The sequence below is a fragment of the Sphingobium aromaticiconvertens genome, assembly GCF_037154075.1.
GTDB classification, from domain to species: domain Bacteria; phylum Pseudomonadota; class Alphaproteobacteria; order Sphingomonadales; family Sphingomonadaceae; genus Sphingobium; species Sphingobium aromaticiconvertens.
Genome location: NZ_JBANRJ010000001.1, coordinates 3793118 through 3817550 on the forward strand (window position 1 = coordinate 3793118; position 24433 = coordinate 3817550).

The window sequence follows — 24433 nt, forward strand, 5'->3', positions numbered from 1 at the left end:
AAAATGTCATTCGTTGTTTCAGACAGGCAGCGCGATCCGCAGCGCGCGCCCGGCCCCCAGCGCACCGATCTGCCACAGGGCCAGATGCCTCCCCTCTCCAGGCGCAAAGCCTACATCCGCCGCGATCATCGCTGCATCATAGATCCAGGCCGGACTGGCCGTTTCGACCGTCCGTATCGCCGTATCGCCAGCCATCACCGCACCCCCGTAGCGCTCCACCTCCTCGCCCAGCGGCGTTTCCACACCGTCCCGCCAGGTCCAGCCGATCCGACTGCGCCGAACCCAACTCATCACCAGACCACCTTCACCATCGGACTTCACCCGGCCATGCACCGGCGCGGGTGGCGCCATCGCCTCCCCCCTTACCGTCAGCATCGCCTCGGCCGGTTCAGCATCGCCAATGCCGATCGCCAACACGGTCAACACCCCGCCCGTCCCGGCAAAGGCGCTGGCGGGCATAGCCGCCAACCTTTCCTGCTCCACCAACAGGAAGGGCGTGTCCTCTCCATGTCCCAATGCCATGGCCCACTCACTCCCCCGCAAGCCGCGCCGCAGACCACTTAATCGCCAGGTTCCCGCCCCCGTCTGCACCGCGGCCTCGAACTGAACCAATTCCTGTCCGATCAGACACAGGTTCCGCCCCTGCGCCAATCCGCTCTCGTCGCTGCTGCCCAACGCCATGTCATCGGCCAGCAGCGCCACCTCGCACGTCCGCGCCCGGTCGATCATCGTCGCGCTCCCTGCGGCCAGCGGTGTTGCCAGCCGCCCCAGCGTAGCGCGCAGCGCGCTACGCCCCAGCGGCTCTGCAACACCATTCGCACCGCGCGAAAACAGTGCTGCCCGACGCCATCCAGCGCCCCCACTCGCCACCGCCACGACAACAGGCCCGGTAGCCGCCACATCCTCCAGCGGAGGCAAATCGACCAGCATCAGCGTCGTCGCCCCATGCGGCGCATCCACCTCGCGCACGATCGCACCACCCGACGCTCCCTCGGGCAGCCCGACCGCTCCGCCCGGCACCCGGCGCAGGGTCAATCGTACCGCCATCGCCTCCCACTCGCGCTCCTCGACCCGCCAATGCCCGCCAATGCCCCCCACGCTCACCAGCGACCCCGGCCGGATCGTCAACGCCTCCCATCCGCACTGCACCTCCATGGTCGCGCGTCCAGCCCAGGCCGATCGCAGCCGCACCGCGGCCAGCTCCCGCGCCTCATCCGCCGCCAGCATGGCAGGCATGTCGATCCCCTGTTCCACCCGCCCCGGCCCCGGTCGCGCCACCTTCTGCACACCCGCCTGATAATCGCGCGCCGCGTCATAATGGCGCAGCGACAGTTGCACCGGCACATCCTGCGCCATCCCGCTCCGGCTCGTCACCGGATCGCGCGCCCTGCCATTGACGCGGCTACACAAAGAAGTCGCCGCAACCACCTCGACCTCACCCCCAACAGCGCGCAACCATGTGCCGTCCAGCGCCAGCCCGAACCCCTCAACCAATGGAACCAGCGCCTCACTCACATTGCCGCCACTCGCCGCATAGCCGCCAACGACGCCCAGCCCTTCGCCCTCGATCGCCCCATCACTCAGCATTGCCGCGATGGCGACCACCTTCACCGCCCCCTCATCCGCCTCAATCTCAAAGGTCAGCGACGGGATGCGATTGCCATAATCCGCCAGCGCCAGATCCTCGAACACCACATAAGCGATGCCCCGATGAGCAGGTGCATGGTCAATGCCCTGCGCCGACGCGATCAGCGGATCGACAGGCTGATCTTCGCCGCCCAGATGGACCCGAAACGCCCCCAGTTCGGTCTTGAAATCGCCCGCACTCCCGCGCAGCAAATTACCCTCCGCCCAGATCCGCTTCACCGCCCTGATCGGCCGCGCCGACAACGCCACCGCGAAACTCGCCGCATATTCATAGCTGGTGACGCTGGGCCGCCCCTTGCCGCCGCCGCTCTTGCTTGTCGTCTCCCGCAGGTCGGTCGCCCAGATTACCGTCCCCGCCACCCGCATCGTCCCGAACAGGCGCGGTATCTGGCTGCCATAGCTCGACGTCTGCACCTGCAAATCGTTGATCCGTGGCCCGGTCCGCCCCTTGGGCCGGAACAACACCGCCTGATCGAACGCCCGCCCCGCCATCGCTCCGATCGCGCCACCGATCGGCCCGCCCAGCGCCGTCCCCACCGCAGTCAGCAATAAAGTCGCCATCGGCCTCCCTTTCTTTCTAAATCATCCGCCAATGTCCGATCACTGGCCATGGCGACGCCCCCGGCATTTCGACCACCCGGCGCAGGCCCGCATGGGCATGGACGTGCCCACCCTCGACCTTCACCATCAGATGCAATTGCAGCGGTCCCGGTCGCACCAGAACCAGATCGCCGACCGCGCCCAAGTCGACAGCCCGCAACCCTGCCGCCGCCAGCCAGCGCTCCGCCAGCCCCACATTCCCGCTCCGCAAACCATAATGTGGCGGCAACACAACCGCGCCACCCAGCGCCAGAGCCGCCAGCCCAACACAATCCAGCCCGCTCGCCGCACTGCGCCCCTGCAACCGAAAGCGCACCCCCACCAGGTCGCGCGCCGCCGCCGCGATAGAAACGCCCTTATCCACCGGGATAACGGGTCAGCAGGTCATTCCCCGGCAACCACGGCTCCCCCCGGAAATTGGCGACATTGGCAAAGCGCCCCGCACAGGTCGCCAGCCGCCGGTCACACCCCTGCGTCAACAGCGCCAATGCCCCCGATGGCACCGCCACGACCGGCATATCGCTCAGCCACACCCCGTCCGCGTCATTGTCCACCACCGCCTGCGTCAGCCCGGTCGCCGCACCAGTCATCCAGCGCAAAGTGCCAAAGGCATAGGCCCCCGCCACAAGTCCGCCGCCGACAACGACATACTCACCATCAGCGCTCGCAACCGCCACGATCTTCCGCCGCCCAGCCATATCGACACGGCAATCCCGGTCGCCCAGCCACGCCCGACAATCGGGCGACGTGGCAGGCGCAACCGGCGCATCCAGCACGCTCGCCACCCCCGCCAGTTCCGCCGCAAAGGCCGTGCCTCGCCGCTCGACCCCGCCAATCGTGCCGCGCGAAAGCTCCAGCCACAGTTCACCCGGCGCCTCCCACTGCGTCAGCCACAGCGTCAACGCCGCCCCATCCCATCGCCCCGCCGCCAGATCGGCGGCGGTAATCGCATCGGCGGTCAGCGCGCCCTCAATCTCCAGCGCATCCGCCTCCAGACCAATATCCGTCCGTATCGCCGAAGGCGTCATCCCCGGCGCCGCCCGATAACGCAGCCCGCCTATATAAAGGTCATGGTCATGGCTGGTCAGCCCGATCGTCACCCCGTCCCGCCGCTCCAGCCGCCAGCAAAAGGCCAGCGTCGAGAGCGGCTGCGCCAAACTCGCCACACCACTCATTCGCGTATCTCCACCAGCGGCACCGACGGCGCCTCCCCCGCCGCAAAGGTCGTGCGGTTGATTTCCAGCCGATCCTCGGCAAAGCGCACCGGCACATCGAACCGGAACCCAGCCGTAAGCACCGCCCCCGCCGCCGGAGCCACATCAAAGGCGATGACACCCAACCCCGCATGGCTCCACCCGCCGACCATCTCGACGCCATCCACGGCAACGCGCACGCTCCCCGCCACCGGCCGCGTGATCCGCCGCGCCTGCGCCTGATCCCCGCTGCCATAATGGCGATGCAGCGCAAAACCGCTCGTCACCCCATCCCCAATGCCCAACCGCTGATCGAGCGGCCCCGGCATCTCCCCCATCGCGCAACTGCGATCATCATAGGGATCGGTAAAACGAAACCCCCGCGCCGCCCCCCGCCGCGCCCGGAAAAAGGCGATCAGCGCGGCAATATCCGCCTCCGACCTTATCCCCGGCCCAGCATCGAAAGACAGCCGCGCATCGGCCCAATCGCTACTACGCCGTTCATGCCCCGAAGGGCTTTCGACAATCTGCGTCGAAAAGGCCGGGGCCAGGCTCGCCTCCCGCCCGATGGCCAGCGGAAACAGCATATCATCAAAGGCTTGCACGCCATCCTCCCCATCCATGTTGAAAAGCGTAAAGCCGTCGCGCGCCACCTGCGGGAGCGCCCAGATAAAGGTCGCCGCCGTCCCCCGCGCCACCGCCGCCTTCGCGGCGCCCGCAATGTCACGCCATTGCGCGGCCTGCTCCGGCAACAGCACAAACCCCGCCAGATAATGCTGATCTTCTTGCCGATAGCCCAACCGCGCCGTCGCTTCCGCGATCCCGCGCACGGTCAGGTTCGACCGCCCCTGCGTCACCCAGTCATAATCTTCCAGTTGCAGCACATCGAAGGCCGGAGCCGCCCACCCAACCGGCATATTCGCCCGCTTCGCCTCCGGCGCCAACGGGTCCAATATGGTCGGCAGATACGCCAGCAAATGCGTAACCGCCCCCGGCGCCACTCCCTTCACATGCGCGCACAAAGCCGCCGTAGACGCCGCGAGCACCACCCCCGCCGCATCCAGCAAAGCCGTCTGCGCGCCACTCAACGCCCCCCGCACATCAGCAATCGACACCGGACTCCCGCCCAGCGCCACTCGCGCCGCCTCATCATACAGGCAGATGCGCCCATCGGCGGGCATCACCCACCACCACGGCTCCCCCACCTGAAACTTGACCGCCAGCCCCTCATCCAGCGCCAGCCCAACAAAAGCCCCCGCCACCGCCCGCAAATAGGCCATCGCCCCCTCATGCGCAGGCGACAACAGCGTAGAAGGCGGCTCCCACCCGGTCAGCGCCGGATCGCCATTCTCCGCCCGCTGCTTCCAGTCGCCCCAGCAATGCGCGTCCAGCAATTCATAGGACAGCGACCAGATGACGCCAAAGCCCATCGCCTTCGCCCGCCGCGCCAGATCGCGATGCCACGCGGCGCAGGGCGCATTCAACACCCCGACTGCCAGGCTGACATACAACCCCTCCTCCCCGGCCCGCTCCAGCCGGAAATAATGGCTCATGCCCACATAATGATTGATGTCGCCGCGATAGCCGAGCGCATGGATGGCCGCGACGATCCGCTCGGGCGTCTGATTGAACGCATCGTCATAGCCGGTCGCCATGGACAGCCCATGTTCCGGCACCATCACGTCCCCCACCGCCAGCACCGACCCAACCCCATCGCAACGGATGTCGGTCAGCTCCGCCCACCCCTCCACCGCAGCAACAAAGGGCGTATCACCCGCATCATAATCGGGCGGCACCAGCGAGATAAACATCCGGTCAATGTCTCCCGCCCACACCGGATCGGCCGCCTCCGGCCATTGATAGCCGCCCACAAGATCGCCAAAATCCAGCACGATCTCCGCATCTTCCGGCGCACCTTGAGCATAGTTCCACAAGCGCACATACCAGGCGCGGGGAACGCCCGCCGCATCGCGCCCCTCGATCGTCAGGGTCGGCCCATGCGTTTCATCCAGCGGCCTGATCCCCCCGCTGCGCCAGCGGAACCGCAACACACAGCCACGAAAATCCCGCGCCGTCTCATAGGCCAGCAGTGGATGGCTCCATTTGTCCTCCGCCTCCCAGATCAGCCCCGCCAGATCGCCCGACCCATGAAAGACCGCATCCACGCGCAGGCCTTGTCCAGAGTCCGGGGCATCCGCCCCAATCGTTACCACGCAAGCCATCACCGGCCGGGGGAAATTCACGGTCCAGTGCGTCGCGGCAAACCGCTTCATCACCCCCGTTTCCTGCCCCCCACGCGCCTCGGCCAGCCAATAGTCCATCCCAGCAGCCGTCATCGATCCAACGCTCCCCTCACCGCCCGCGCCACCTGCCGCGCACTCCGCGCCAACAGCCGCGGCCCATCCTCGCCACCAGCGCCACGCACCGCGATGCTCACCCGCACATCGCGCGAACCACCTCCGCCATTCGGCACCACGCGCCCGCTGCTCGTCGGCACAAACACCTCCGGCCCCCGCTCACCGACCAGATAAGCATTGCCCGGTCCCACCGGCCCGCCAGTCGCCCGCCCCGGCAAGCCCAGCACCGATCCCAGCAACGACGCACCAATCCCCAGCAGCCCACCGCCACCACCGCCAACGCTCCCTACTGCCGACCGAACAGCGCCCGCCGCAATCTCGTCCAGCACACCTACGGCCACCCGCCGCAGATCCTCAAAGCCGAACTTGCCGCTCCGCGCCGCCCGCAACAGCCCCTGCTCGATCCGCCGCCCCGCTCGCTCCGCCCCCGAAGCGAGCGGTCCTTCCAGCCCCTCGCGCATCGCCGCCACGTCCCGCGCCAGCCCCTGCGTATCCGCCCGAACCCGCACCACCAGCGTCTCGATTTCCTCGTCCATCCCGCCCTCTCCCATGTCCAAAGACCCGTTCGTTTCGAGCGCAGTCGAGAAATGCTCGCGCTGCCCTATCCGTCAGGAAACGCCGCCCTCAACCGCGCCAGTTCCGCGCCATCCACCCCCTCGACCCCACCAGCCTCCCCACGCGCCGCCGCCATCACCGCCGCCAGTTCATCCGGCGTCGCTCGCCAAAACTCGTCCGGCCGCCAGCCCAGCAGCCAGGCCGCCACCCCCGCCAGCCGCGCCGCGCGTCCTGAAAAATCATCGGCCGAAAAGCTCATCGCCCTGCCAATATCTGCCGCACGATGGTCCGCAGCACCGGCGCCGCCGCCGCCAGCCCCGCCACGACCACCGCCTCGCCCAGCACCTCGCGGGTCAGCCCCGGCGGCGGATCGATCACACAATGCCAGAACAGCGCCGCCATCTCGCCCAGCGTCAGTTCGCCCGACGCCGCCCGCTCGACCAGCGCGAACAGCGACCCCAGCTCGCCCTCCGCCGCCACCAGCGCGCCAAAACTCGGCCGCAACGTCAGGCTCTCGCCCGCCACGGTCAGCGCCGCCTCCCCGCGTTCTGGATTGGCGAGGGTGGAATTGGCCGCGCTCATTCGCTCACCACCGGGCCGGAGCTTTCCAGGCTCAACGCATAATTGCGCTCGCCATTATAATCGCCCGCATAGTCCAGCCGCGACACCAGAAAGCGCCCACGCATCCGTTCCCCGCTTTCGAAAGAGAGTTCATAGTCCCCGATCGTGCCCGACAGCGCATGATTGCGGACGCGGACCTCCGCCACCGACCCGGTAAAGATGCCCGCCGCCGACACGCTGACCGACCGCACCCCCGCCCCCGACAACAGTTCGCGCCAGCCGCCGCTGTCCTTGCTGGTGATGTTCACCGCCTCGCCATTGACGGACAGTTGCGTGGTTCGCATCCCCGCCACCGTGGCGTAGGCGACCGGCGTTTCGCCGTCGCCAATTTTCAATAGAAATGCACTTCCCTTTTCAACGCCCATGTCGCATTCTCCCTTCAGTCAGACAGTGCAAAAAGCACGATAAGGAGAGGTCCGATGATCATATCGATTGCCCTCATGATGATGCTGGCCGCCCCGGCGGGCGACCCGGTGGGCGACGGTCGCAGGGCCTTCAGCGCCTGCCTCACAGCCCAGATGCAGCCATCGCTGGAAGCCAAGCTTTCGCTCGAAGCATTCCGCGCCGACCTGAAAACAAAATGTGCAAAGGAAGAGGACGTCTTCCGCAAGGCCGTCCTCGCCGCCGACAAGGCCGACGGCATGCCCCTCAAGGGCGCACAGGCAGACGCCGACGACCAGGTGCTGGAATATGTGGAGAAGATCAGCGGCGAATATGCCGACTATCAATCCACACCCCGCTAACCCTACTTACTCCCCTCCCTTCCAGGGAGGGTGCCACTATTTAACTCCCCTCCCTTCCAGGGAGGGGTTGGGGGAGGGTAGCGAGCGCAGCGAGCCTACAACATCGCGACCGAGCCTACACCCCCTCAACCACCACCCGCACCCGATAATCCACCACCCCTTGCCAGCCACCCTCGCGCCGCTGCGACGCCACGCTCCGCGCCACCCGCGACCGCACGAAGCGCATCGTAACGATCCGCCACCCGTCCACGACACCCTCCATCCCGCGCATCGCCGCCTCGACCCGCCCCAGCATCGCCGCGATCGTCGCCGACGTATCGCCCTTGTCATGCAGCGAAATCGACAACCGCACCTCGCGCCCATCCAGCCCCTTCGCGCCCCAATCGACGCCCGCACATTCCGCGACCACCACAAAGGGTTCGCTCGCCTGCACCGGCGCGCCATCATAGACACCGTTGACCAACGCCATCAGCGCTGCATCCCCGCCCAGCGCCGCGACGACCGCCGCGCGCATCGCCCCTTCCGCACTCATGGCCCATCCCTCCCGACATCGCGCAACCGCGCCTCATCCATCCAGCGCTGCTGAATATCGCGCCCCGACAGCCGCACAGCATCACCCTCGACCACCGCCGCGACGCCCAGTTCGCGCGCCGCCTCTACGATCCGCGCCCGCCACCGCGCCGCCCGCGCCTCGACCCGATCGCCCAGCCTCATAGGAGCCGCATCCGCCGCCAGGGCCGCCACAGCGCCGTGACGGCAGCGGGCGGCTTTACCTCGCCACCCTCGCGCGTCGCATAATGGTCCGCCGCCAGCCGCACGATCCCCTGCCCCAGCCCCGCCGGAACCATGGTCATATCGCCCGCCAGCCCGGCGCTATAAGTCACGCGCACCCGCGCCACCCCCGGCGCATGGACCCGCACCCAGGCCTCGCCGCTCGCATCGATATCGACCGCATAGCCCTCGACCGGCAGCACGCTCGCCACGCCCGCCTCGGACCAGCCCTCCACCGCACTGACCGCCACCACCGGCCGCGCCGTCAGCCGCTGCCACTCGGCCCGCGCCGCAACCACCTCGCGCGCCTGCCGCACGACCAGCCATTGCCCGGTAAATTGCTCGCAAAGCCCCGTCGCACTCGCCAGCAACCGCGCCAGCAGCCCATCCTCCTGCGTCCCCGTGATCCGCAGATAGGTCTTCAAATCCTCCAGCGGCACGGCTGGTTCGCCGCCCTCTTCGTCCAGCATCATCGTGCACCCTTCCGCCGCCCGCAAAAAAGAAGGGGCGGGCGCCCGACGACGCCCGCCCCCAAAGATCACCGCTCGCGGCTCTTACGAAACAGCGAACTTCATCAGCTTGATCGCTTCGCTGTTCGCCACCGCGCCACCAATCCGCTTGACGGCGTAGAAGTGAACGAACGGCTTGTTGCTGAACGGATCGCGCAGGATGCTCGTCTCGCTCCGTTCGGCGATCACATAGCCCGCCTGGAAGTTACCGAACGCGATCGACAGACTGCCCGCGCTCACATCGGGCATGTCCTCCGCCTCGACCACTGGATAGCCCAGCAACGTAGCGGGCACGCCAGCGGCCAGACCCGGCTGCCAGATAAACGCACCCTCGCTGGTTTTCATCTTGCGGATCGCCGCCATCGTGGCCGAGTTCATGACAAAGCTCGCCCCCTGTCGGTACGGCGCACGCAGGCTCTGCACCAGGTCGATCAGCCTGTCCTGCGGATTGCTGCCAAACGCCCCCGCAGCGCCCGACGCCACATATTGCAGGCTGCCGAACGCCCGCACGCCATCGGCTTCCGCCGTGGTCGTATAGGTCAGGAAGCCCTTGGGTTTGTTCGTGCCATTGCCGCTGACAAAGGCCGCACCCTCCGCCGCCGCAAACTCACGCCCGATCTCACTCGCCAGCCAGCTTTCGACATCGAACTGCGCGTCATCCAGCATCGCCTGACTCGCCGCCGGATTGGCGTACAACTCACCCGAAGGCGGCGCGATCTCGTTGAACACCGGCGTCCCCGTCTCACCCCGCGCCCCCGTCTCGCTCGCCCAGCCCGACACGATCCCGCCCGCCGTCACCAGCTTGCGATAGCCCGCCGTCCCGGTCCGCACCACATTGGCGATGGCGCGAATAGGCGAGATGCTTTTCAGCGTCGCATCGATCAACTGGTCGATCTCCCGCGGCACCGCATAGCCACCCGCGCCGCCACTCGCCCCGGAAAAGCTCTTCAGTTCGACACCCGCCTCAAGCCCCTGCCGCAAATAGCGATCGACAAAAGCCCCCCTTGCCGGATCAATATCGCCTCCCTTCACCCCATCCAGCGCAGGCCGCTGCCTAGCGAGCACCTGCCCCTGCAGCGCCGCAACCTCCCCTTCCAGCACCCCAATCCGCTCATCCGCCAGCACCTTGTCAAAGCTGCCTTCGAGGGTCGCCATCACACCGTCCGTCATACGCTTCTCCCACTTGAAAACGAAAAAAGGCGACCCCGGATGGGACCGCCCGAAGACCAAAACTTCCTGGAGGAAGCGCTAACCCACCACCGCATGCACCCGCGCCAGATCCTGCATCGGATGGCTCACCAGGCTCACCTCCACCAACTCCAGCGCCAGCAACTCCCGCGGCCCAGCACCCCGCGCCGCCTTCACCCGATAACCGAACGACAACCCGTCCAGCCCCCCACCGCGCAAAGCAGCCGCCGCCTCGCGCCCCGCCGCGGTCCGCGCCGACACTCGCCCGATCACACGCAGCCCGCGCCCATCCTCCGCCACCCCCTCGACCATCCCGATCGCGCAGCCGGGGCGATGCTGCCACAGCAACGGCACAGCCCCCGCCACCGCCCCAAAAGCCCCCCGCCGCACCACATCCCCACCCCGGTCCACCCGATCGAATATCGCCGCATAGCCCGCAAACCGAACGTCGCCGCTCATGCCCGCACCAACCCCGGCAAACCAACCTTCACCGCCAGCCCCAGCAGCAACAGCGCCAGCGCCACCCGCACCAGCCAGCCGATCAGCGCCCCGCGCGCCGCCTTCTTCGCGTCCCGCCACGCGCCCAGCAACTGCCGCAATTCGCGCACATCGTCCGCCGCCCCGCGATCGGACAGGCCCAGCCGCTCCAGCGCCCGCCCCGCGCCCATCTCCGCCGCTTCCTCGATCAGCGCACGGATCGTCACCATGTCGACCACGCCGCCCCATCCTCCACCAACCCCACCACTCTCCGCCTGCGCGACCAGCCGCGCCAGCATCTCGCCATCATGTTTCATGTACGCCCTCCCATCTTCCCCTGAAGCCCGCCGCCCGTTAGAACCCGGTCCCATGCAAAAGCACCGCCGCAAGATCCTCATCCTCCTCGCCCTCCTGGCTCTAGGCGGCATCGCCTGGGCGACCGGCCTCAACCGCGCGGGCGATTGTCTGTTGCAGGGTGGCCGCTGGAACTGGGATGGCGGCTTCTGCCGCCTCGACCGCCCCGCGCCTTAACCCGCCGCGCAAATCCCCAGCATCGCCCGCTTCTCCTCCGCACTCAGGAAATCGGCCGCCATCACCCGCTCCCACAATGCCGTGCGCTCGTCCGACAGCGCATGCACCTGGTCCAGATCTGCACACAGCCGCACCTCCGGCAGCCAGCCACTCAAACCCTGCATGATCCCGCCCGCAACCTTGTCGACCAGCGGCAAGATCGTCTGCCGCCACAGCGCCTTGTTCGCCTCTCGATAATTGGCGTAGCTATTGTCGCCCGGCAGGCCGAGCAGCATCGGCGGCACGCCAAAGGCCAGCGCGATCTCCCGCGCCGCCGCCGCCTTCAGCCCCACAAAGTCCATCTCCGCAGGCGTCAGGCTCATCGCCTTCCAGTCCAGCCCGCCCTCCAGCAGCATCGGGCGCCCCGCATTCGCAGCCCCCGCAAAGGCCGCCTCCATCTCGCGCTTCACCCGCTCATACTGCTCCGGCGACATCACCGATCCGTCACCCGGCGCATAGACCATCGCCCCCGAAGGCCGCGCCGCATTGTCCAGCAAAGCCTTGTTCCACACGGTCGCGGCATTGTGAATCGCCACCGCGCCCGCCGCTGCCCCCGCACAGCCCAGCCCATAATGGTCATCCAGCGGATGCAGCGCCTTCAGGTGAATGACGCTGATACGCCCCGCCGCATCCTGCGGCGACAGGCGCGTCACGCTCTCCCCCACTCGATATAGATAGGCCGCAGGCCACCCCCGCGCATCGCCCTCCACGCTCACCCGCTCGGGCCGCAACGCGAACAATTCGGCGGGCGCGCCATCCGCCCCGGTCAATATCTGCACATAGCCATTGCCATGCAGCAGCAGATGGCAGGCCAGCGTCTCCACCAGCGATTGCCCCGCCGAGCGCGCACCCACCAGCGCCAGCACCCGCGCCCGGTCAGCCTCATCGCCGCCATGCGCCTCCAGAGCCGCACCCCCCGCGCCCTCCGTCACCAGCCGCAAAGCCCGCTGCGCCACCGGATTGGTCATCACCCCCGCGCGCAACTGCGCCTCATAGGAAGCCGGCCACTCCCCCAGCGCCACCGCCCCCGTCCCCCAGGCACGCGCCAGCACCGGCCGCCCGCCATCGCGAACCGCCTTCGTTCCAAAGAATTTCATGCCTACCCCGCCACAAAAAAATCCCCGCCCGTCAGGGCGAGGATGTTGAAAACCGGAAGCCGCAGCCACCGCCAGAAAATCAGAGCATCCGGTAAATGCCGCTAAGGATTACGCGCCAGCACCCGGTCGCAGGTCGAATTGGTGCCCTCGCTCTTGCCGATCACCCGGCCCGCCACCGCGCCAGCCGCACCGGCCAGCAACGATTCACCCAGATTGCCACCAGCAATCGCACCAACGCCCGCGCCACCCGCCGCGCCGATCACCGTCCCCTTGTCGCGCCCCTTCTTGGCCTGCAACAGACAGTAGCGCACATCATCCCGATCCCGCGACGAAGCCCGCGCCACCCGCGCCCGCTCCTTGCTGCTCAGCGACGCCGCCAGCACCGGGGTTGCGACCAGCGACACACCGACAAAGGCCGCCAAAAGCTTGACCATTTTCATGACAGAAACTCCACATAGTCCACGCCATCGAAACGACTTGGGCGGGGCCGTTGTTCCGATCAGCCTCTCCCCTAATCCAGCCGTTGCTTCTAGCCCTCTCCCGCCTTCGCGGGAGAGGGTTGGGTGAGGGTCTTTCTTCCTATAGTCTGCCGCCATGTTCCCCGTGCATCGTCAAATCAGCCCTCATGCCAGCCGTCTTCGGCGCAATATGACAGATGTGGAAAGCCGCATGTGGGCAGCATTACGCAATCGACAGCTTGAAGGTTTCAAGTTTCGGCGACAGACGACGATCGGATCGTTCGTCGTAGATTTCCTTTGTGTCGAGGCGAGCCTGGTGATTGAACTCGATGGAGGCCAGCATGACGAAGAGCGGGACAAGGGGCGCACCGCTTTTCTCGAAGCCAGGGGTCTGACAGTGATGCGATTCTGGAATCACGACGCGCAGAGCAATTTCGATGGCGTTGTGGAAGCCATCAGGCTTGCGCTTCTGAATAAGAAGACCCTCACCCAACCCTCTCCCGCAAAGGCGGGAGAGGGCTAAGAAAGCGTCTGCAATTGCTCCCTCCCCACCAAAACACACACCCCCCTCAAAACCCCCGCACCCGAGCCTCACCCCGCACCCCCAGCATCAACTCCGTCAACGCCCACACCAAAGCATCCGCCCGATCCGGCGACCGCCCCGGCCCCACATAGCCGCCGCCCATCACCAACCCACACATCTCATCCTCCAACGCCGGAAAAGCCCCGCGATGCGCCACTCGTCCGGCCTCATAGAGAGCCGCCACCGGCTCGGCCCGCGCCACCTTCCCCCGGCTCGCATGGACCAGCCGCACCGGCAGCCCGGCCTCCGCCGCGCGCAGCACGCTTTCCACCATAGCCCCGCCCTGATTGGCCTCCGCCACCACCCGGTCCGCGCCATGGGTCGCCGCCGCATAGGCCACCGCCCGCGCCCAGCCCTCCGGCCCCAGACCCTCGACGCTTTCATCGGCAATCACATAACCACGCCCGTCCCGGCCCAGCCCGACCACCACGATCCCGCAGGCGTCGCCGCCAATCCCGGCAGGCGGATCGACCGCCACCACCACCCGCACCAGCGCCATATCACCAGCCTCAACACACGGCACATGCCGCACCCGGCACCGCTCGATCAGCGCCCGGCTCCACAGCGCGCCCTCCACCTCCTCGATCAATTCGCCATCCAGTTCCTGCCGCCCCAGCCGCGTGCCGCCATAATCGCGCTGCATCGCCTCGACGAAGCCCACCGCCAGATTGGCCGCATTGTCCGCTGTCCGCCCGCGCGTCACCACTAGTTCGCGCCCCTCGCGCGCCAGCAATCGCCGCACCAGCGGCACCGGGCGCGGCGTCGTCGTCGCCACCACCTGCGGGCGCTTACCCAGCCGCATCCCCATCATCAAATTGTCCCAGGTCGCCTCCCCCGCTGGCCATTTCGCCACTTCGTCGGCCCAGCCATGGCTGAACTGCGGCCCGCGCAGGCTCTCCGGCTCCGCCGCGCCGTGCAAAGTCGCCACCGCCCCGCTCGGCCACATCAATTTGCGCAGCGCAGGGGAAAAGGCCGGGCGGCACCACCAGGGCGCAATCGCCAACAGGCCCGACGCCCCCTCCACCATCACCGACCGCGCCTCCGCCAATGTCGCCGCGACCAGCGCAATCCGCGCTTTCCCATCGCGCTCGGCAATCGCGCGCACCCATTCCGCCCCGGCCCGCGTCTTGCCAAAGCCGCGCCCGGCCATCACCATCCAGGTCGACCATGCCCCCGGCGGCGCCAGTTGCTCGGGCCGCGCCAGCCAGCGCCAGTCCTGCGCCAGCACCGCCGCGCCGCTGGCGTCCAGCCCCGCCAGCACCCGCCCCCGCGACTCCTCCGGCAAATCGGCCAGCCGCTGCATCAAAGACGCGCTCATAGCGACTCTTCCTCCTCCGACCGCAACCGCGCCAGCACCTCCTCCAGTTGCGACCGTGCGCTGGACGTGTCCGGCCCATCCTCCGCGCGCAGGGCACGCACCTGCATCACCTCGGCGCGATGATCCTGCAACAGCCGGTGCGCCAGCATCAGCGGGATTTCCCGCTTCACCTTGCGTGCCTTGACCGCGCCCTTCTCATCCTCGGTAATCTCGACCTGCTCGGTCCCGAACAGCGCCTGCCGCAGCAACAGCGTGCCCAGTTCGTCAAAGGCGACGTCCAGCGCCTGCGCCCAGGCCCTGGCAAAGCCCGGATCGCGCTGCCGGTAATAATAGGCACAGGTTTTTCCCACACCCGCGACCCGCGCCGATTCCCGCACATTGGCCGTCTCCGCCAGCGTCTCCAGGAACAGCGCCCGGCGCTTGGCGGTCCAGCCATCCTTGCGCACCGCCCGCCTCTGCGGCCCGCGCCGCCCGTCCGACACCGGCAGCGCGCTCGACCCGCTTTTCTTGCCCCTGTTGTCCATGATCGCCCCCCTCCGTTCCCGCCAAACAGGAAAGGGGCCAGTCCGCTCCCGGACTAGCCCCTTCCTCTGTTGCCACCGCGTCGCGGCGACTCACATTTGCTCAGTGTTCACATCTCTGCCCGAACAGCGTGACGATGTCAAGAAAAATGTTCCAAATAGGTTATTATCGAACCTTGAAACGTGCTACGATTTTCGCCTCTTCAGCCTCCAGCCCAACAAAAGAGGGGCGTGCCCGGATCGCCGCGATATAAGCAACCATTCGCGGCCAGCGATCTGCTGTCAGCGCCTCGCTGCACCAGCCGACATTGACCATCGGGCTGACCACCGCAATATCCGCCAGCGTGAAGCGATCTTCGATCAGGAAGCCGCTATCCGGCAAGGCTTTTTCCAGATAGTCATAGAGGGGCGGCATCTTCTCCGCCTCCACCGCATCGGCTGCGGCCAGGTCCGGCTCCCGCCCCATTGCCGCCGCCAGCATCCGGTTGAAAAAGATCGTCGCGCCCGCCGGTTGCAGGATCGTGTCGGCAAATTCCTCATACCATATGGTCCGCGCCCGCGCCTTCGCCTCGGTCGGGATCAGGTTCGGATCGGGGTGCAGGCTATCCAGATAGGTTATGATTGCTGTACTATCACAGATACTGAAATCCCCGTCGACAAAGGCGGGCATCTTGCCAAAGGGCGATGCCGCCCGAAACGCTTCGTCACCGCTGCCCATGCCCGCAGGCACTACCTCCAGCGCGATCCCCTTTTCCGCCGCAAAGGCCAGAACCTTGCGAACGAACGGCGAAGGCCGCATCCCGAACAACTGCATGAACATCCTTTCGTTAAGGGTAGCTCATGCAAATTGATCCACCCCGTTGCATAATGCAATGAATTATCCAGCCCATTGCGGCCCGCCCCAAATAAGGCGAGAGGGGACAGGCCATGCCCGCCCCAACGCTTCCGATCCACGCAGTCCTCCCCGACCTGCTCGCCGCGCTGCGGAGCACGAGCAACGCCGTGCTGGTCGCCCCTCCCGGCGCGGGCAAGACCACCGCCGTCGCCCCCGCCTTGCTGGATCAGCCATGGTGTACGGGGCAAGTTCTCCTGCTCTCCCCCCGCCGCCTCGCCGCCCGCGCCGCCGCCGAACGCATAGCCGAGCAGTTGGGCGAACAGCCGGGCGGCACCGTCGGCTACGCCACCCGCATGGACAGCAAACAGTCCGCCCGCACCCGCCTGCTGGTGCTGACCGAAGGGATTTTCCGTAACCGCATTCAGGACGATCCCGAACTCAGCGGCATATCCGCCGTGCTGTTCGACGAAGTCCATGAACGCAGCCTCGACAGCGATTTCGGCCTCGCCCTCGCCCTCGACGCGCAGGAAGCGCTACGCCCGGACCTGCGCCTCCTCGCCATGTCCGCCACGCTGGACGGCGCGCGCTTTTCCGCCCTGATGGGCAACGCCCCGGTGATCGAGAGCGAAGGCCGCATCCAGCCGCTGGAGCTACGCCACATCGGCCGCGCCACCGAAAAGCGCATCGAAGACGAAATGGCCGCCGCCATTCGCCGCGCTCTCAGCGAAGAACCGACCGGCGACCTCCTGGCCTTCCTCCCCGGCGTCGCGGAAATCGAACGCACCGCAGAACGCCTCGCGGGGGTGGCCGCGGACATCCACAAACTCCACGGCTCCCTCGATCCAACAGCCCAACGCGCCGCCCTGCGCCCCGCCCCTGCTGGAAACCGCAAGGTCATCCTCGCCACCTCCATAGCCGAAACCAGCCTAACCATCGACGGCGTCCGAATCGTAGTGGATTCGGGCCTCGCCCGCCGCCCCCGCTACGACCGCGCCGCCGGCGTCACCCGCCTCGTCACCGAACGCGCCAGCCAAGCTTCCGCCACCCAACGCGCAGGCCGCGCCGCCCGCCAGGTCGCAGGCGTCGCCTATCGCCTCTGGGAAGCCGCCGCCAACGCCGGGATGCCACCCTACGACCCACCCCAAATCCTTGAGAGCGACCTCTCCTCCCTACTCCTCGACTGCGCGCTCTGGGGCGTATCCGATCCCGCAGCCCTGCGCTGGCTCGACCCGCCCCCCGCCGCCGCCCTGACCGAAGCCCGCAAACGCCTCACCACCCTGGAAGCGCTGGACGCCGACGCCCGCATCACTCCCCATGGCCGCGCCCTCGCAAAGCTCCCCCTCGAACCCCGCATCGCCCATATGCTCATCCGTGCGGGCGAGATGGGCCTCGCCCGCACGGCCGCCGAGATCGCGGTCTTGCTGGGAGAACGCGGCCTGGGCGGCCCCGACGCCGATCTCACCTTGCGCCTCCAGCGCTGGCGCCACGAGCCCGGCAAACGCGCCGAAGCAGGCCGCACGCTGGCCAAACGCTGGACACAACTGACCCCACGCCCGCCAATAACGGCAACAGAGGCCGACCACGCCCCCGGCCTCTGCCTCGCCCTCGCCTTTCCTGACCGCCTCTCAAAACGCCGCTCCGCCGACGGCGCGGACTGGGCCAGCGTCGGTGGCCGCGGCTTCCGCCTCGACCCCGCCGATCCGCTCGCCCGCGAACCCTGGCTCGCGGTCGGTGAGGTTCAGGGCAGCGCGGCGGGCGCCCGCATCCTCTCCGCCGCCCCGATCAGCGAAGCCGACGTCCTCACGCTCTTCGCGGACCGCATCGCCGAGTACCGCACCGTCCGCTTCCGCCCGGAAAACGGCGGCATCGAAGCACTGCGTGAACGCCGCCTCGGCTCCGTCCGCCTCTCGTCAGGCTCAGACGACCGCCCCGACCCGGACGCCGTGGCTGCGGCCCTCCTCAGCGGTGTCCGACAGGGCGGCCTCCCCCTCCTCCCTTGGTCGGACGCCGCCCAGTCGCTCCGCATCCGAGCTGCCTTCGCCGGAATCGAAGCACTATCCGACACCACCCTTCTCGCGACACTCGACGACTGGCTCCCGACTCTCCTCACAGGCAAGCGCCGCCTCTCCGACATCGACCGCTCCGCCTTGTCCAATATGCTGGAAAACCGCATTGGCTGGGACGGAAAGCAACAGCTCGACCGCCTCGCACCACCCGATTTCCGCTCACCCGCAGGCAGCATCCATGAAATCGACTATGCAGCCGAAGGCGGCCCCCGCGTACAATTGCGGGTTCAGGCGCTCTACGGCCTCGCCGAGCATCCCACCGTCGGCACCCAGCGCATTCCACTTGTCCTCAGCCTCACCAACCCCGCAGGCCGCCCGATCCAGACCACCCGCGACCTCCCCGGCTTCTGGGCGGGCAACTGGCGTGACGTGGCAAAGGAAATGCGCGGCCGTTACCCCCGCCACCCATGGCCCGACGATCCGACTGCCGCCGCCGCCACCCTTCGCACCAAAAGAGCCGACGCCGCCCGAGGCCGATCCTGACCACTGGGCCTTGACGCACCCGCCCCCTCTGGTGCAACGCAGCATCAGCAATCCGCAGGAGTTTCCGGCCATGGCCGCACGCATTTACCAGATCCAGAAAAACGCCATGCAGTCCGGCAAGGCGCTGAACCACCTCTGGGTGCTGGAATATGTGCCCGCCGAAGCCAAACAGGCCGACCCTCTGACCGGCTGGGCCGGGTCCGGCGATACGCAGCAGCAGCTCAAACTCACCTTCCCCGACGAAGCCGCCGCCCGCGCCTATGCGGACCGCAACGGCATCCCTGCGACTGTCATCGCCACCCCGCCCAAGACGCTCAAGCTCCAGGCCTACGCCGACAACTTCCGCTAAATCGGCACAGCGCCCTTACGCATAGCCGTCATCCCGGATCGGATCCGGTATTCAGGAGCCTTCAACCTGACGCTCAACCGTCGAGCCAATGACCCCCACCTTTGCGGGAATGGCGATAACGGGTGGATTGGAGACGGTCTGCTATGATTTCAGATGAAGTCCATAGCTGCCTGTTGCGAAGGGTTTGGTGATGGGACATATCTGCCTTCGCTAAAAGTGGATGTGGCAGATGTTCAGCTTCTTCAACAAGGTCACGTTCGATAAGAGAAGTGGACGGCCCGAAGCTCCAATCTTTTGGAGACTGACCACGTTTTTCCTCATTTGCGCTTGGCTCATGGCTTTTCTCTTGTCGTTCTGCGCATGGTTGGCAGTGAGGGACGATGACCCCGGTGTCGTCTTTTCGTGTGGTATGGCAGCCGTATTCATTCTTGTGGTCGCACATTTGCGCAAAAGGCAGATACGGAAAGCCGAAGCTGAATTTCAGCGGATGGTGGTCGAGTATGAGCGGGCAGTCTCGACACCCTCTTGGTAACTCTATGGCAGGTGCCGGGTATACCGATTTTGCGATTCAATGTCCGCAAATGGTCGCAATTAGCCCCCTTCATGCCAACCTAAACGCCCGCAACCAACGCCTGATACTCACCGATTAGTTCCTCTTACGCCTCCATCTGCGAGAACCGCGCGAAACTGTGGCGTGCGGGCATATGCACCCAGTCCAGCCTCTCGCTGACATAGGTTTCGATGAACGGTTTGGTCCATGCCTGGTCGCCTGCCCCTTGCTCATCCATCATCGTCGGACGGATATTGACAAAGGGCATCCCCTCGAAGCGGGTGAACAGTCAGCTTTTGCAATGCGGGCAGAAATGATGACGAATCTCACCATGTAACCCGCCGATCACCGGCTCGTCCTGCGTCACCGCAAAGCCGTCCACCGGGCCATGGTCAGCAGCGGTGCCAGGCTGATGGTGAAGCGCACCTGTCCGCAGCGACACTGCCCGGTCTTTTCCTCAATGCTTTTCACCGCCATCGCTCCCGGCCCCGCCCCTCTTTCGCACTATCGCTACGGGCCGACATAGCCTAGCCTTGCTGCCGTCAACAGGGGGAAGGACGCGGACATGCCGGTCGAAATCATGATTCTCGCCTGGGGCGCGATATTGCTGCTGGTCCATATCTTCGCGGCCGCCCATGTGAAGACGAAGCAATATGGCACCAACTGGAACATGGGCGCGCGTGACGAAAATCTGCCGCCGATGAACCCGGTCGCCGGCCGCCTCTCCCGCGCGCAGGCCAATTTTCAGGAAACATTGCCCATCGCCATCGTCGCGCTGCTGGGCGTCGTGCTGGCGGGGCGGACCAGCGAATGGACGGCGATCGGCGGCTGGATCTGGCTTGGCGCCCGTATCGCCTATCTGCCCATCTATGGTCTGGGCATCCCCAAAATCCGTACCTTGTTCTTCCTTGTCAGCTTGATCGGCCTGGGGATGATCCTCTGGCCGCTGCTGACGGATTAAATCTTAGCGGCCCATAACCAGCGTCACCAATTCCTCAGACCCGATCCCCGCCGACCGCAGGAACCCCTGATAAAAATCGCACCCTTCGCGTGAGAGCAGGTCACGCTGCTGCTCTGTCTCCACTCCTTCGGCGATGACCTTCAGCCCCAGCGACTTGGCCATGTGAATAACTCCGCGCACGATGATCCTGTCCCGCGCTGATCCGGCAATATCCTGCGCCAGCCCGCTGTCGATCTTCAGATAATCGAGCGGCAGGCTTTTCAGATAGGCGAGGCTGGAATAGCCCGTCCCGAAATCGTCGATCGCCACTGCCAGCCCCGCGTCCCGCAGCGCCGTCAGCAGCGCGGCGGCGGCATCGACATCCTCGATCAGCCCGCTCTCGGTAATCTCCACCGTCAACCGCGCCCGCGGAAAGCCGCTGCGGTCCACCTGCGCCAACAGGTCCGGCATGAAGGCGGGCTGGGCGAGGTCAGCGGCAGTGACGTTGATCGACAGGCGCAGGTCCGACAGTGGCACGGGCCAGCCTGCCGCCTGCCGCAGTGCCTCTGCCTGGATATGGGCGGACAGCGGCAACATATAATCAGACCGCTCGGCCGTCGCGAACAATATGCCCGCGCCCAACGGACCGTAACGCGGATGGTTCCAGCGGGCGAGCGCCTCGACGCCGCTGATCCGCTCCTGATTCATCGGATATTGCGGCTGGAACACGATGCCGATCTCACCACGATCCAGCGCCAGCCGCAGATCGGTTTCCAACTGGTCGGCATCCACCTGCCGACTACGCTTGTCGGCGGACAGGATGCGAATCCCCTCGCCGCCTGCCTGCCGCGCGTCGGCCAGCGCCGTGCCCGCCCGGCGGATCAACTGGCTGGCGTCATCCTCCAGCCGTTTCTGGGCAATGCCACAGCGCGCCGTCAGCCGGATAAGATGATCGCCCGCGCTGAACGGCCGCCCGATCGCTCCGATCAAGCGCCGCGCCAGAAAGATCGCTCGCTCGCTCGAAGCCGCCTCCCCGGTCAGGCCGATCAGGAACTCCGTGCCCGCGACCCGAGCCACCAGCGTGCCTGGTCCAGCGACTTCCTCCGCCATTCGCTCGATCCGCCGCGCGATGCGGCCCAGCAGGGCATCGCCCGCCATCTGGCCATAAGCAGCGTTCATCCGGTCGAACTGGCTGAGCGAAAGCAGGATCACGCTGACATCGCGTTCGCCCTGACGCTCGATCCAGCCAACTGCGCCCTGTCGCGTATAGAGGCCGGTCAGATAGTCACGCATTGTCGGGTCGCGATCCCGCCCTTGCGCCAATAATTCGACGTCCGCGATGATCGCGCCGACCCCCGCCCGCAGATGATGGACCAGACGATCGGCTCCGCGCCCCGGCACCGCATGTGCGAAAGTGCCCAGCCGCCCCGACTGCATCATCCCGCGCAAGGCGGTCAGTACCACGCGTCGTTCGCCTCGGTCCAGCCGCCGCAGCAACATTGCGGGGGTGACATCATCGCGATCCAGCTCCAGCGCCTGGCGCAATGTGTCGCTCAACTGCACCCGTCCGCGCGCCCGGTCCAATCGCCAAGTCAGCGCATCGGTCCGCAACATGCCCGTCGTCTGCCGCGCCTGCGCCGTGCCGCCACCCAACCGGTCGGCGAGCGTCCGGGCGGACATCAACGTCACCCGCAGCAGCTCTATCGATATGGGAGAGGCCAGGAAATGCGTCGCCCCCGCCGAAAGACATTCGGCCGCGCGCACCACATCCCCTGCCTCCAGCAGGGCGACAAGCGCGCCGCCGCTGGCTTCGATAGCTTGGGCGAGTGGTGCGATCAGGCGCTCCACATCCTGCTCACCCCGCAGATCGACCAGCGCGATCAGGGCGTCACTAGCCAAAAATCGTTGAACGGCTCCAGCGGGACGCCGCGCTGCAATGGCAGTCCAGCCCGCCTCTTGAGCGATCTGGGTCAGGCCGTCGCGGTCGCCAGGCGACAGGATGAACAGGCTGTTATGCCAATCCGTATGAACCGCGCCTGCTTCCACCTTGTATCGCCTCCCCCTGATCCCGTCGCGCCTCGCATGGCGTACCCACCTGCGAGCCCAACGGCAACCGTCAGACAGACGGCGGCGCGCCTTGCGTGGGGCACGGGCATAGCCTAACTATTGCGAATGGCCGTCACAGATCTCCAACGCGCACATCTGACCGACGGTTTTGGCCGCCGGATCGACTATCTGCGCATTTCCGTCACCGACCGTTGCGACCTGCGTTGCCGCTACTGCATGGCGGAGCGGATGACCTTTCTGCCTCGCAACGAAATTCTGACGCTGGAAGAAATCGGACTGATCGCCGACCGCTTCATTGCGCGCGGCGTCAGCAAAATCCGCCTGTCGGGCGGCGAACCGCTGGTGCGGCGCGACTTTACCGACCTTGCGCGGCGGATCGGGCGACATCTGGATGACGGGTCGCTCAAGGAACTGACGCTTACGACCAATGGCACGCACCTTGCCGCCCATGCGGAGAATCTGTTCGGCGCGGGTATCCGCCGGATCAATGTCAGCCTCGACACGCTCGATCCCGCTGTCTTTTCCCATATCACCCGCGGCGGGGACATCAGCCAGGTCATGACCGGGCTTGAAGCGGCGAAAGCGGCTGGTTTGACCGTCAAGATCAATATGGTTGCGCTCAAAGGGCTGAATCAGGACATAATTCTGCCGATGCTGCACTGGTGCGACGCGCAGGGACATGATCTGACGCTGATCGAAACCATGCCTCTGGGTGAAACCGGCGAGGATCGCACCGACCATTATCTGCCGATGGACGAGGCGTTGAAGCCTGTCCGCGCGCGCCATCTACTGACGCCAATGAGCGCACGAACCGGTGGCCCGGCACGCTATTTCGCGGTCGATGGCCTCAACGTGCGCCTGGGCACTATCACCCCGCTTACCCATAATTTTTGCGCCGATTGCAACCGGATGCGGATGACATGTGAAGGGCGCATCTTCATGTGCCTTGGACATGAAGATCATGTCGATCTGAAGACCGCCTTCCGCACGGGCGGCGCCGATGCGCTGGATCCGCTGATCGACCGGGCGCTCGGCGCAAAACCGCTGCGTCATGAATTTGCGATCGGCCCCGACGAACGGCCTGCCGCCACACACCGCCACATGAGCGTCACGGGTGGGTGAGTTATGACAGTATGAACATGGAAGTACGGCGCGCCCTTGTCGCGTCCCCCACCCAGGCTTCCAAGGCTGCGGAGGAGAGGCTGCGCGCCGCCTATGACTTCGTGCCGGTCGAACAGGCCGAGATGATCGTTGCATTGGGTGGCGACGGCTTCATGCTCCAGACCCTGCACGCCATGTTGGAAAGCCGCCGGATCGTGCCAATCTTTGGCATGAACCTGGGCACGGTCGGCTTTTTGATGAACGAATGGCGGCTGGAACGGCTGGAACAGCGTATGCAGGCGGCCAAGGCGTTCAAGGTCAATCCGCTAAGGATGACGGTGGACACGGTGGATGGAGAGCGCTTCTCTATCCCCGCCATCAATGAAGTGTCGCTGCTGCGCGAAACCCGCCAGACCGCCAAGCTGGAGGTCGCGGTCAACGATCGCATCGTCCTGCCGGAGTTGGTTTGCGATGGCGTGCTGGTCGCGACTCCTGCGGGGTCGACCGCCTATAATCTATCGGCCCATGGCCCCATCCTGCCGCTCGGCTCCGGCTTGGTCGCGTTGACGCCGATCAGCCCCTTTCGTCCGCGCCGCTGGCGCGGTGCCATCTTGCCCGAAAATACCGCGATTCGCTTTCGCATACTTGACCCGGTCAAGCGCCCGGTCAGTGCGGTCGCCGACCAGCGCGAAGTGCGCGACATCGCCAGCGTGGACGTAAAGATTGATCGCGCCACCCCGTTAACCTTGTTGTTTGACCCCGAACATACGCTGGACGACCGCATCGCCGCCGAGCAGTTCATCGCGTAAAAAACTTGTCTTTTTACCGCTTGCG

Annotated in this window: 30 protein-coding genes; 8 read left to right on the forward strand and 22 right to left on the reverse strand. The window is 66.3% G+C overall.

Annotated features, from left to right (window positions below; all coding sequences use genetic code 11):
• Positions 1-18 precede the first annotated feature (18 nt).
• From WFR25_RS18140 to WFR25_RS18175, 8 genes are all read right to left on the reverse strand, one after another.
• On the reverse strand, positions 19-2208 hold the full coding sequence (locus tag WFR25_RS18140) for a phage tail protein (RefSeq protein WP_336972801.1): 2190 nt from the start codon (positions 2206-2208) through the stop codon (positions 19-21).
• Between the two features lie 16 nt (positions 2209-2224).
• On the reverse strand, positions 2225-2611 hold the full coding sequence (locus WFR25_RS18145; RefSeq protein ID WP_336972803.1) for a peptidoglycan endopeptidase: 387 nt from the start codon (positions 2609-2611) through the stop codon (positions 2225-2227).
• Positions 2604-3422 carry a DUF2163 domain-containing protein gene (locus WFR25_RS18150; protein WP_336972806.1) on the reverse strand — a complete coding sequence of 273 codons (819 nt, stop codon included), beginning with the start codon at positions 3420-3422 and terminating at the stop codon, positions 2604-2606. The genes WFR25_RS18145 and WFR25_RS18150 overlap by 8 nt, the downstream gene beginning before the upstream one ends.
• Positions 3419-5761: a phage distal tail protein, Rcc01695 family gene (locus WFR25_RS18155; RefSeq protein ID WP_419723213.1), complete on the reverse strand. Its 2343-nt coding sequence runs from the start codon at positions 5759-5761 to the stop codon at positions 3419-3421. The genes WFR25_RS18150 and WFR25_RS18155 overlap by 4 nt, the downstream gene beginning before the upstream one ends.
• Before the next feature lie 11 nt (positions 5762-5772).
• Positions 5773-6333, reverse strand: coding sequence for a tail tape measure protein (locus WFR25_RS18160; RefSeq protein ID WP_336972810.1), 561 nt, complete (start codon positions 6331-6333; stop codon positions 5773-5775).
• A 65-nt stretch (positions 6334-6398) separates the two neighbouring features.
• Entirely contained in the window at positions 6399-6611 is a 213-nt protein-coding gene (locus WFR25_RS18165) for a phage tail assembly chaperone (RefSeq protein WP_336972813.1), read from the reverse strand.
• Positions 6608-6934 carry a gene transfer agent family protein gene (locus WFR25_RS18170; RefSeq protein WP_336972816.1) on the reverse strand — a complete coding sequence of 109 codons (327 nt, stop codon included), beginning with the start codon at positions 6932-6934 and terminating at the stop codon, positions 6608-6610. Before WFR25_RS18170 ends, WFR25_RS18165 begins: the two co-directional genes overlap by 4 nt.
• Entirely contained in the window at positions 6931-7338 is a 408-nt protein-coding gene (locus WFR25_RS18175) for a phage major tail protein, TP901-1 family (RefSeq protein ID WP_336972817.1), read from the reverse strand. The genes WFR25_RS18170 and WFR25_RS18175 overlap by 4 nt, the downstream gene beginning before the upstream one ends.
• Before the next feature lie 54 nt (positions 7339-7392).
• Between WFR25_RS18175 and WFR25_RS18180 the strand changes: the two genes are divergently transcribed.
• Positions 7393-7716 (forward strand): hypothetical protein, encoded by a 324-nt coding sequence (locus WFR25_RS18180; protein ID WP_336972818.1) that lies wholly within the window; start codon positions 7393-7395, stop codon positions 7714-7716.
• A 115-nt stretch (positions 7717-7831) separates the two neighbouring features.
• Here WFR25_RS18180 and WFR25_RS18185 read toward each other — a convergent pair whose 3' ends face one another.
• From WFR25_RS18185 to WFR25_RS18210, 6 genes are all read right to left on the reverse strand, one after another.
• The gene (locus WFR25_RS18185) at positions 7832-8248 is read right to left on the reverse strand and encodes a DUF3168 domain-containing protein (RefSeq protein WP_336972820.1); all 417 of its coding nucleotides are present in this window, start codon (positions 8246-8248) and stop codon (positions 7832-7834) included.
• Complete coding sequence (locus WFR25_RS18190) at positions 8245-8430, reverse strand: hypothetical protein (protein ID WP_336972823.1); 186 nt, start codon at positions 8428-8430, stop codon at positions 8245-8247. The genes WFR25_RS18185 and WFR25_RS18190 overlap by 4 nt, the downstream gene beginning before the upstream one ends.
• On the reverse strand, positions 8427-8960 hold the full coding sequence (locus WFR25_RS18195; RefSeq protein ID WP_336972824.1) for a head-tail connector protein: 534 nt from the start codon (positions 8958-8960) through the stop codon (positions 8427-8429). Before WFR25_RS18195 ends, WFR25_RS18190 begins: the two co-directional genes overlap by 4 nt.
• Before the next feature lie 81 nt (positions 8961-9041).
• The gene (locus WFR25_RS18200) at positions 9042-10166 is read right to left on the reverse strand and encodes a phage major capsid protein (RefSeq protein ID WP_336972825.1); all 1125 of its coding nucleotides are present in this window, start codon (positions 10164-10166) and stop codon (positions 9042-9044) included.
• A gap of 78 nt (positions 10167-10244) precedes the next feature.
• Positions 10245-10643, reverse strand: a complete 399-nt coding sequence (locus WFR25_RS18205) for an HK97 family phage prohead protease (RefSeq protein ID WP_336972827.1) — start codon at positions 10641-10643, stop codon at positions 10245-10247.
• The gene (locus tag WFR25_RS18210; RefSeq protein WP_336972828.1) at positions 10640-10978 is read right to left on the reverse strand and encodes a DUF6127 family protein; all 339 of its coding nucleotides are present in this window, start codon (positions 10976-10978) and stop codon (positions 10640-10642) included. The genes WFR25_RS18205 and WFR25_RS18210 overlap by 4 nt, the downstream gene beginning before the upstream one ends.
• 52 nt (positions 10979-11030) lie before the next feature.
• Between WFR25_RS18210 and WFR25_RS18215 the strand changes: the two genes are divergently transcribed.
• Positions 11031-11192, forward strand: a complete 162-nt coding sequence (locus WFR25_RS18215; protein WP_336972830.1) for a hypothetical protein — start codon at positions 11031-11033, stop codon at positions 11190-11192.
• Here WFR25_RS18215 and WFR25_RS18220 read toward each other — a convergent pair.
• Entirely contained in the window at positions 11189-12328 is a 1140-nt protein-coding gene (locus WFR25_RS18220) for a phage portal protein (protein WP_336972831.1), read from the reverse strand. The two genes, WFR25_RS18215 and WFR25_RS18220, sit on opposite strands and share 4 nt — an antisense overlap.
• 101 nt (positions 12329-12429) lie before the next feature.
• Positions 12430-12768: a hypothetical protein gene (locus WFR25_RS18225; protein ID WP_336972834.1), complete on the reverse strand. Its 339-nt coding sequence runs from the start codon at positions 12766-12768 to the stop codon at positions 12430-12432.
• Positions 12769-12997: 229 nt separating this feature from the next.
• On the opposite strand from WFR25_RS18225, the gene WFR25_RS18230 reads away from it, so the two are divergent.
• Entirely contained in the window at positions 12998-13309 is a 312-nt protein-coding gene (locus WFR25_RS18230; protein WP_336974970.1) for an endonuclease domain-containing protein, read from the forward strand.
• A gap of 46 nt (positions 13310-13355) precedes the next feature.
• On the opposite strand, the gene WFR25_RS18235 is transcribed toward WFR25_RS18230, so the two are convergent.
• From WFR25_RS18235 to WFR25_RS18245, 3 genes are all read right to left on the reverse strand, one after another.
• Positions 13356-14687 carry a DNA-packaging protein gene (locus WFR25_RS18235; protein ID WP_336972835.1) on the reverse strand — a complete coding sequence of 444 codons (1332 nt, stop codon included), beginning with the start codon at positions 14685-14687 and terminating at the stop codon, positions 13356-13358.
• Complete coding sequence (locus WFR25_RS18240; protein WP_336972838.1) at positions 14684-15211, reverse strand: hypothetical protein; 528 nt, start codon at positions 15209-15211, stop codon at positions 14684-14686. Before WFR25_RS18240 ends, WFR25_RS18235 begins: the two co-directional genes overlap by 4 nt.
• 163 nt (positions 15212-15374) lie before the next feature.
• Positions 15375-16022, reverse strand: a complete 648-nt coding sequence (locus tag WFR25_RS18245; RefSeq protein ID WP_336972839.1) for a glutathione S-transferase family protein — start codon at positions 16020-16022, stop codon at positions 15375-15377.
• Positions 16023-16135: 113 nt separating this feature from the next.
• On the opposite strand from WFR25_RS18245, the gene hrpB reads away from it, so the two are divergent.
• Both hrpB and WFR25_RS18255 read left to right on the forward strand, forming a co-directional pair.
• Positions 16136-18592, forward strand: coding sequence for an ATP-dependent helicase HrpB (hrpB, locus tag WFR25_RS18250; RefSeq protein ID WP_336972840.1), 2457 nt, complete (start codon positions 16136-16138; stop codon positions 18590-18592).
• A gap of 70 nt (positions 18593-18662) precedes the next feature.
• Positions 18663-18941, forward strand: coding sequence for an ETC complex I subunit (locus tag WFR25_RS18255; protein ID WP_336972841.1), 279 nt, complete (start codon positions 18663-18665; stop codon positions 18939-18941).
• A 656-nt stretch (positions 18942-19597) separates the two neighbouring features.
• On the opposite strand, the gene WFR25_RS18260 is transcribed toward WFR25_RS18255, so the two are convergent.
• Complete coding sequence (locus tag WFR25_RS18260; protein WP_336972842.1) at positions 19598-19759, reverse strand: hypothetical protein; 162 nt, start codon at positions 19757-19759, stop codon at positions 19598-19600.
• A 21-nt stretch (positions 19760-19780) separates the two neighbouring features.
• A complete protein-coding gene (locus WFR25_RS18265) occupies positions 19781-19933 on the reverse strand; it encodes a hypothetical protein (protein WP_336972843.1) in 153 nt (50 codons plus the stop codon).
• A gap of 123 nt (positions 19934-20056) precedes the next feature.
• Here WFR25_RS18265 and WFR25_RS18270 point away from each other — a divergent pair, with 123 nt between their 5' ends.
• Positions 20057-20452: an MAPEG family protein gene (locus tag WFR25_RS18270; protein WP_336972844.1), complete on the forward strand. Its 396-nt coding sequence runs from the start codon at positions 20057-20059 to the stop codon at positions 20450-20452.
• Positions 20453-20455: 3 nt separating this feature from the next.
• Here WFR25_RS18270 and WFR25_RS18275 read toward each other — a convergent pair whose 3' ends face one another.
• Entirely contained in the window at positions 20456-22477 is a 2022-nt protein-coding gene (locus WFR25_RS18275) for a putative bifunctional diguanylate cyclase/phosphodiesterase (protein ID WP_336972847.1), read from the reverse strand.
• Between the two features lie 126 nt (positions 22478-22603).
• Between WFR25_RS18275 and moaA the strand changes: the two genes are divergently transcribed.
• Positions 22604-23620 (forward strand): GTP 3',8-cyclase MoaA, encoded by a 1017-nt coding sequence (gene moaA / locus WFR25_RS18280; protein WP_336972848.1) that lies wholly within the window; start codon positions 22604-22606, stop codon positions 23618-23620.
• 11 nt (positions 23621-23631) lie between these two features.
• Positions 23632-24408, forward strand: a complete 777-nt coding sequence (locus tag WFR25_RS18285) for an NAD kinase (protein WP_336974971.1) — start codon at positions 23632-23634, stop codon at positions 24406-24408.
• Positions 24409-24433: the final 25 nt, after the last annotated feature.

Bases quoted from the DNA above. Each gene is read 5' to 3' on its own strand.
- WFR25_RS18140 (WP_336972801.1), bottom strand. From the start codon at position 2,208: ATGGCGACTTTATTGCTGACTGCGGTGGGGACGGCGCTGGGCGGGCCG.
- WFR25_RS18150 (WP_336972806.1), bottom strand. From the start codon at position 3,422: ATGAGTGGTGTGGCGAGTTTGGCGCAGCCGCTCTCGACGCTGGCCTTT.
- WFR25_RS18155 (WP_419723213.1), bottom strand. From the start codon at position 5,761: ATGGACTATTGGCTGGCCGAGGCGCGTGGGGGGCAGGAAACGGGGGTG.
- WFR25_RS18160 (WP_336972810.1), bottom strand. From the start codon at position 6,333: ATGGACGAGGAAATCGAGACGCTGGTGGTGCGGGTTCGGGCGGATACG.
- WFR25_RS18165 (WP_336972813.1), bottom strand. From the start codon at position 6,611: ATGAGCTTTTCGGCCGATGATTTTTCAGGACGCGCGGCGCGGCTGGCG.
- WFR25_RS18170 (WP_336972816.1), bottom strand. From the start codon at position 6,934: ATGAGCGCGGCCAATTCCACCCTCGCCAATCCAGAACGCGGGGAGGCG.
- WFR25_RS18175 (WP_336972817.1), bottom strand. From the start codon at position 7,338: ATGGGCGTTGAAAAGGGAAGTGCATTTCTATTGAAAATTGGCGACGGC.
- WFR25_RS18180 (WP_336972818.1), top strand. From the start codon at position 7,393: ATGATCATATCGATTGCCCTCATGATGATGCTGGCCGCCCCGGCGGGC.
- WFR25_RS18185 (WP_336972820.1), bottom strand. From the start codon at position 8,248: ATGAGTGCGGAAGGGGCGATGCGCGCGGCGGTCGTCGCGGCGCTGGGC.
- WFR25_RS18190 (WP_336972823.1), bottom strand. From the start codon at position 8,430: ATGAGGCTGGGCGATCGGGTCGAGGCGCGGGCGGCGCGGTGGCGGGCG.
- WFR25_RS18195 (WP_336972824.1), bottom strand. From the start codon at position 8,960: ATGATGCTGGACGAAGAGGGCGGCGAACCAGCCGTGCCGCTGGAGGAT.
- WFR25_RS18200 (WP_336972825.1), bottom strand. From the start codon at position 10,166: ATGACGGACGGTGTGATGGCGACCCTCGAAGGCAGCTTTGACAAGGTG.
- WFR25_RS18205 (WP_336972827.1), bottom strand. From the start codon at position 10,643: ATGAGCGGCGACGTTCGGTTTGCGGGCTATGCGGCGATATTCGATCGG.
- WFR25_RS18210 (WP_336972828.1), bottom strand. From the start codon at position 10,978: ATGAAACATGATGGCGAGATGCTGGCGCGGCTGGTCGCGCAGGCGGAG.
- WFR25_RS18215 (WP_336972830.1), top strand. From the start codon at position 11,031: ATGCAAAAGCACCGCCGCAAGATCCTCATCCTCCTCGCCCTCCTGGCT.
- WFR25_RS18220 (WP_336972831.1), bottom strand. From the start codon at position 12,328: ATGAAATTCTTTGGAACGAAGGCGGTTCGCGATGGCGGGCGGCCGGTG.
- WFR25_RS18225 (WP_336972834.1), bottom strand. From the start codon at position 12,768: ATGAAAATGGTCAAGCTTTTGGCGGCCTTTGTCGGTGTGTCGCTGGTC.
- WFR25_RS18230 (WP_336974970.1), top strand. From the start codon at position 12,998: ATGTGGGCAGCATTACGCAATCGACAGCTTGAAGGTTTCAAGTTTCGG.
- WFR25_RS18235 (WP_336972835.1), bottom strand. From the start codon at position 14,687: ATGAGCGCGTCTTTGATGCAGCGGCTGGCCGATTTGCCGGAGGAGTCG.
- WFR25_RS18240 (WP_336972838.1), bottom strand. From the start codon at position 15,211: ATGGACAACAGGGGCAAGAAAAGCGGGTCGAGCGCGCTGCCGGTGTCG.
- WFR25_RS18245 (WP_336972839.1), bottom strand. From the start codon at position 16,022: ATGCAGTTGTTCGGGATGCGGCCTTCGCCGTTCGTTCGCAAGGTTCTG.
- hrpB (WP_336972840.1), top strand. From the start codon at position 16,136: ATGCCCGCCCCAACGCTTCCGATCCACGCAGTCCTCCCCGACCTGCTC.
- WFR25_RS18255 (WP_336972841.1), top strand. From the start codon at position 18,663: ATGGCCGCACGCATTTACCAGATCCAGAAAAACGCCATGCAGTCCGGC.
- WFR25_RS18260 (WP_336972842.1), bottom strand. From the start codon at position 19,759: ATGCCCTTTGTCAATATCCGTCCGACGATGATGGATGAGCAAGGGGCA.
- WFR25_RS18270 (WP_336972844.1), top strand. From the start codon at position 20,057: ATGCCGGTCGAAATCATGATTCTCGCCTGGGGCGCGATATTGCTGCTG.
- moaA (WP_336972848.1), top strand. From the start codon at position 22,604: ATGGCCGTCACAGATCTCCAACGCGCACATCTGACCGACGGTTTTGGC.
- WFR25_RS18285 (WP_336974971.1), top strand. From the start codon at position 23,632: ATGAACATGGAAGTACGGCGCGCCCTTGTCGCGTCCCCCACCCAGGCT.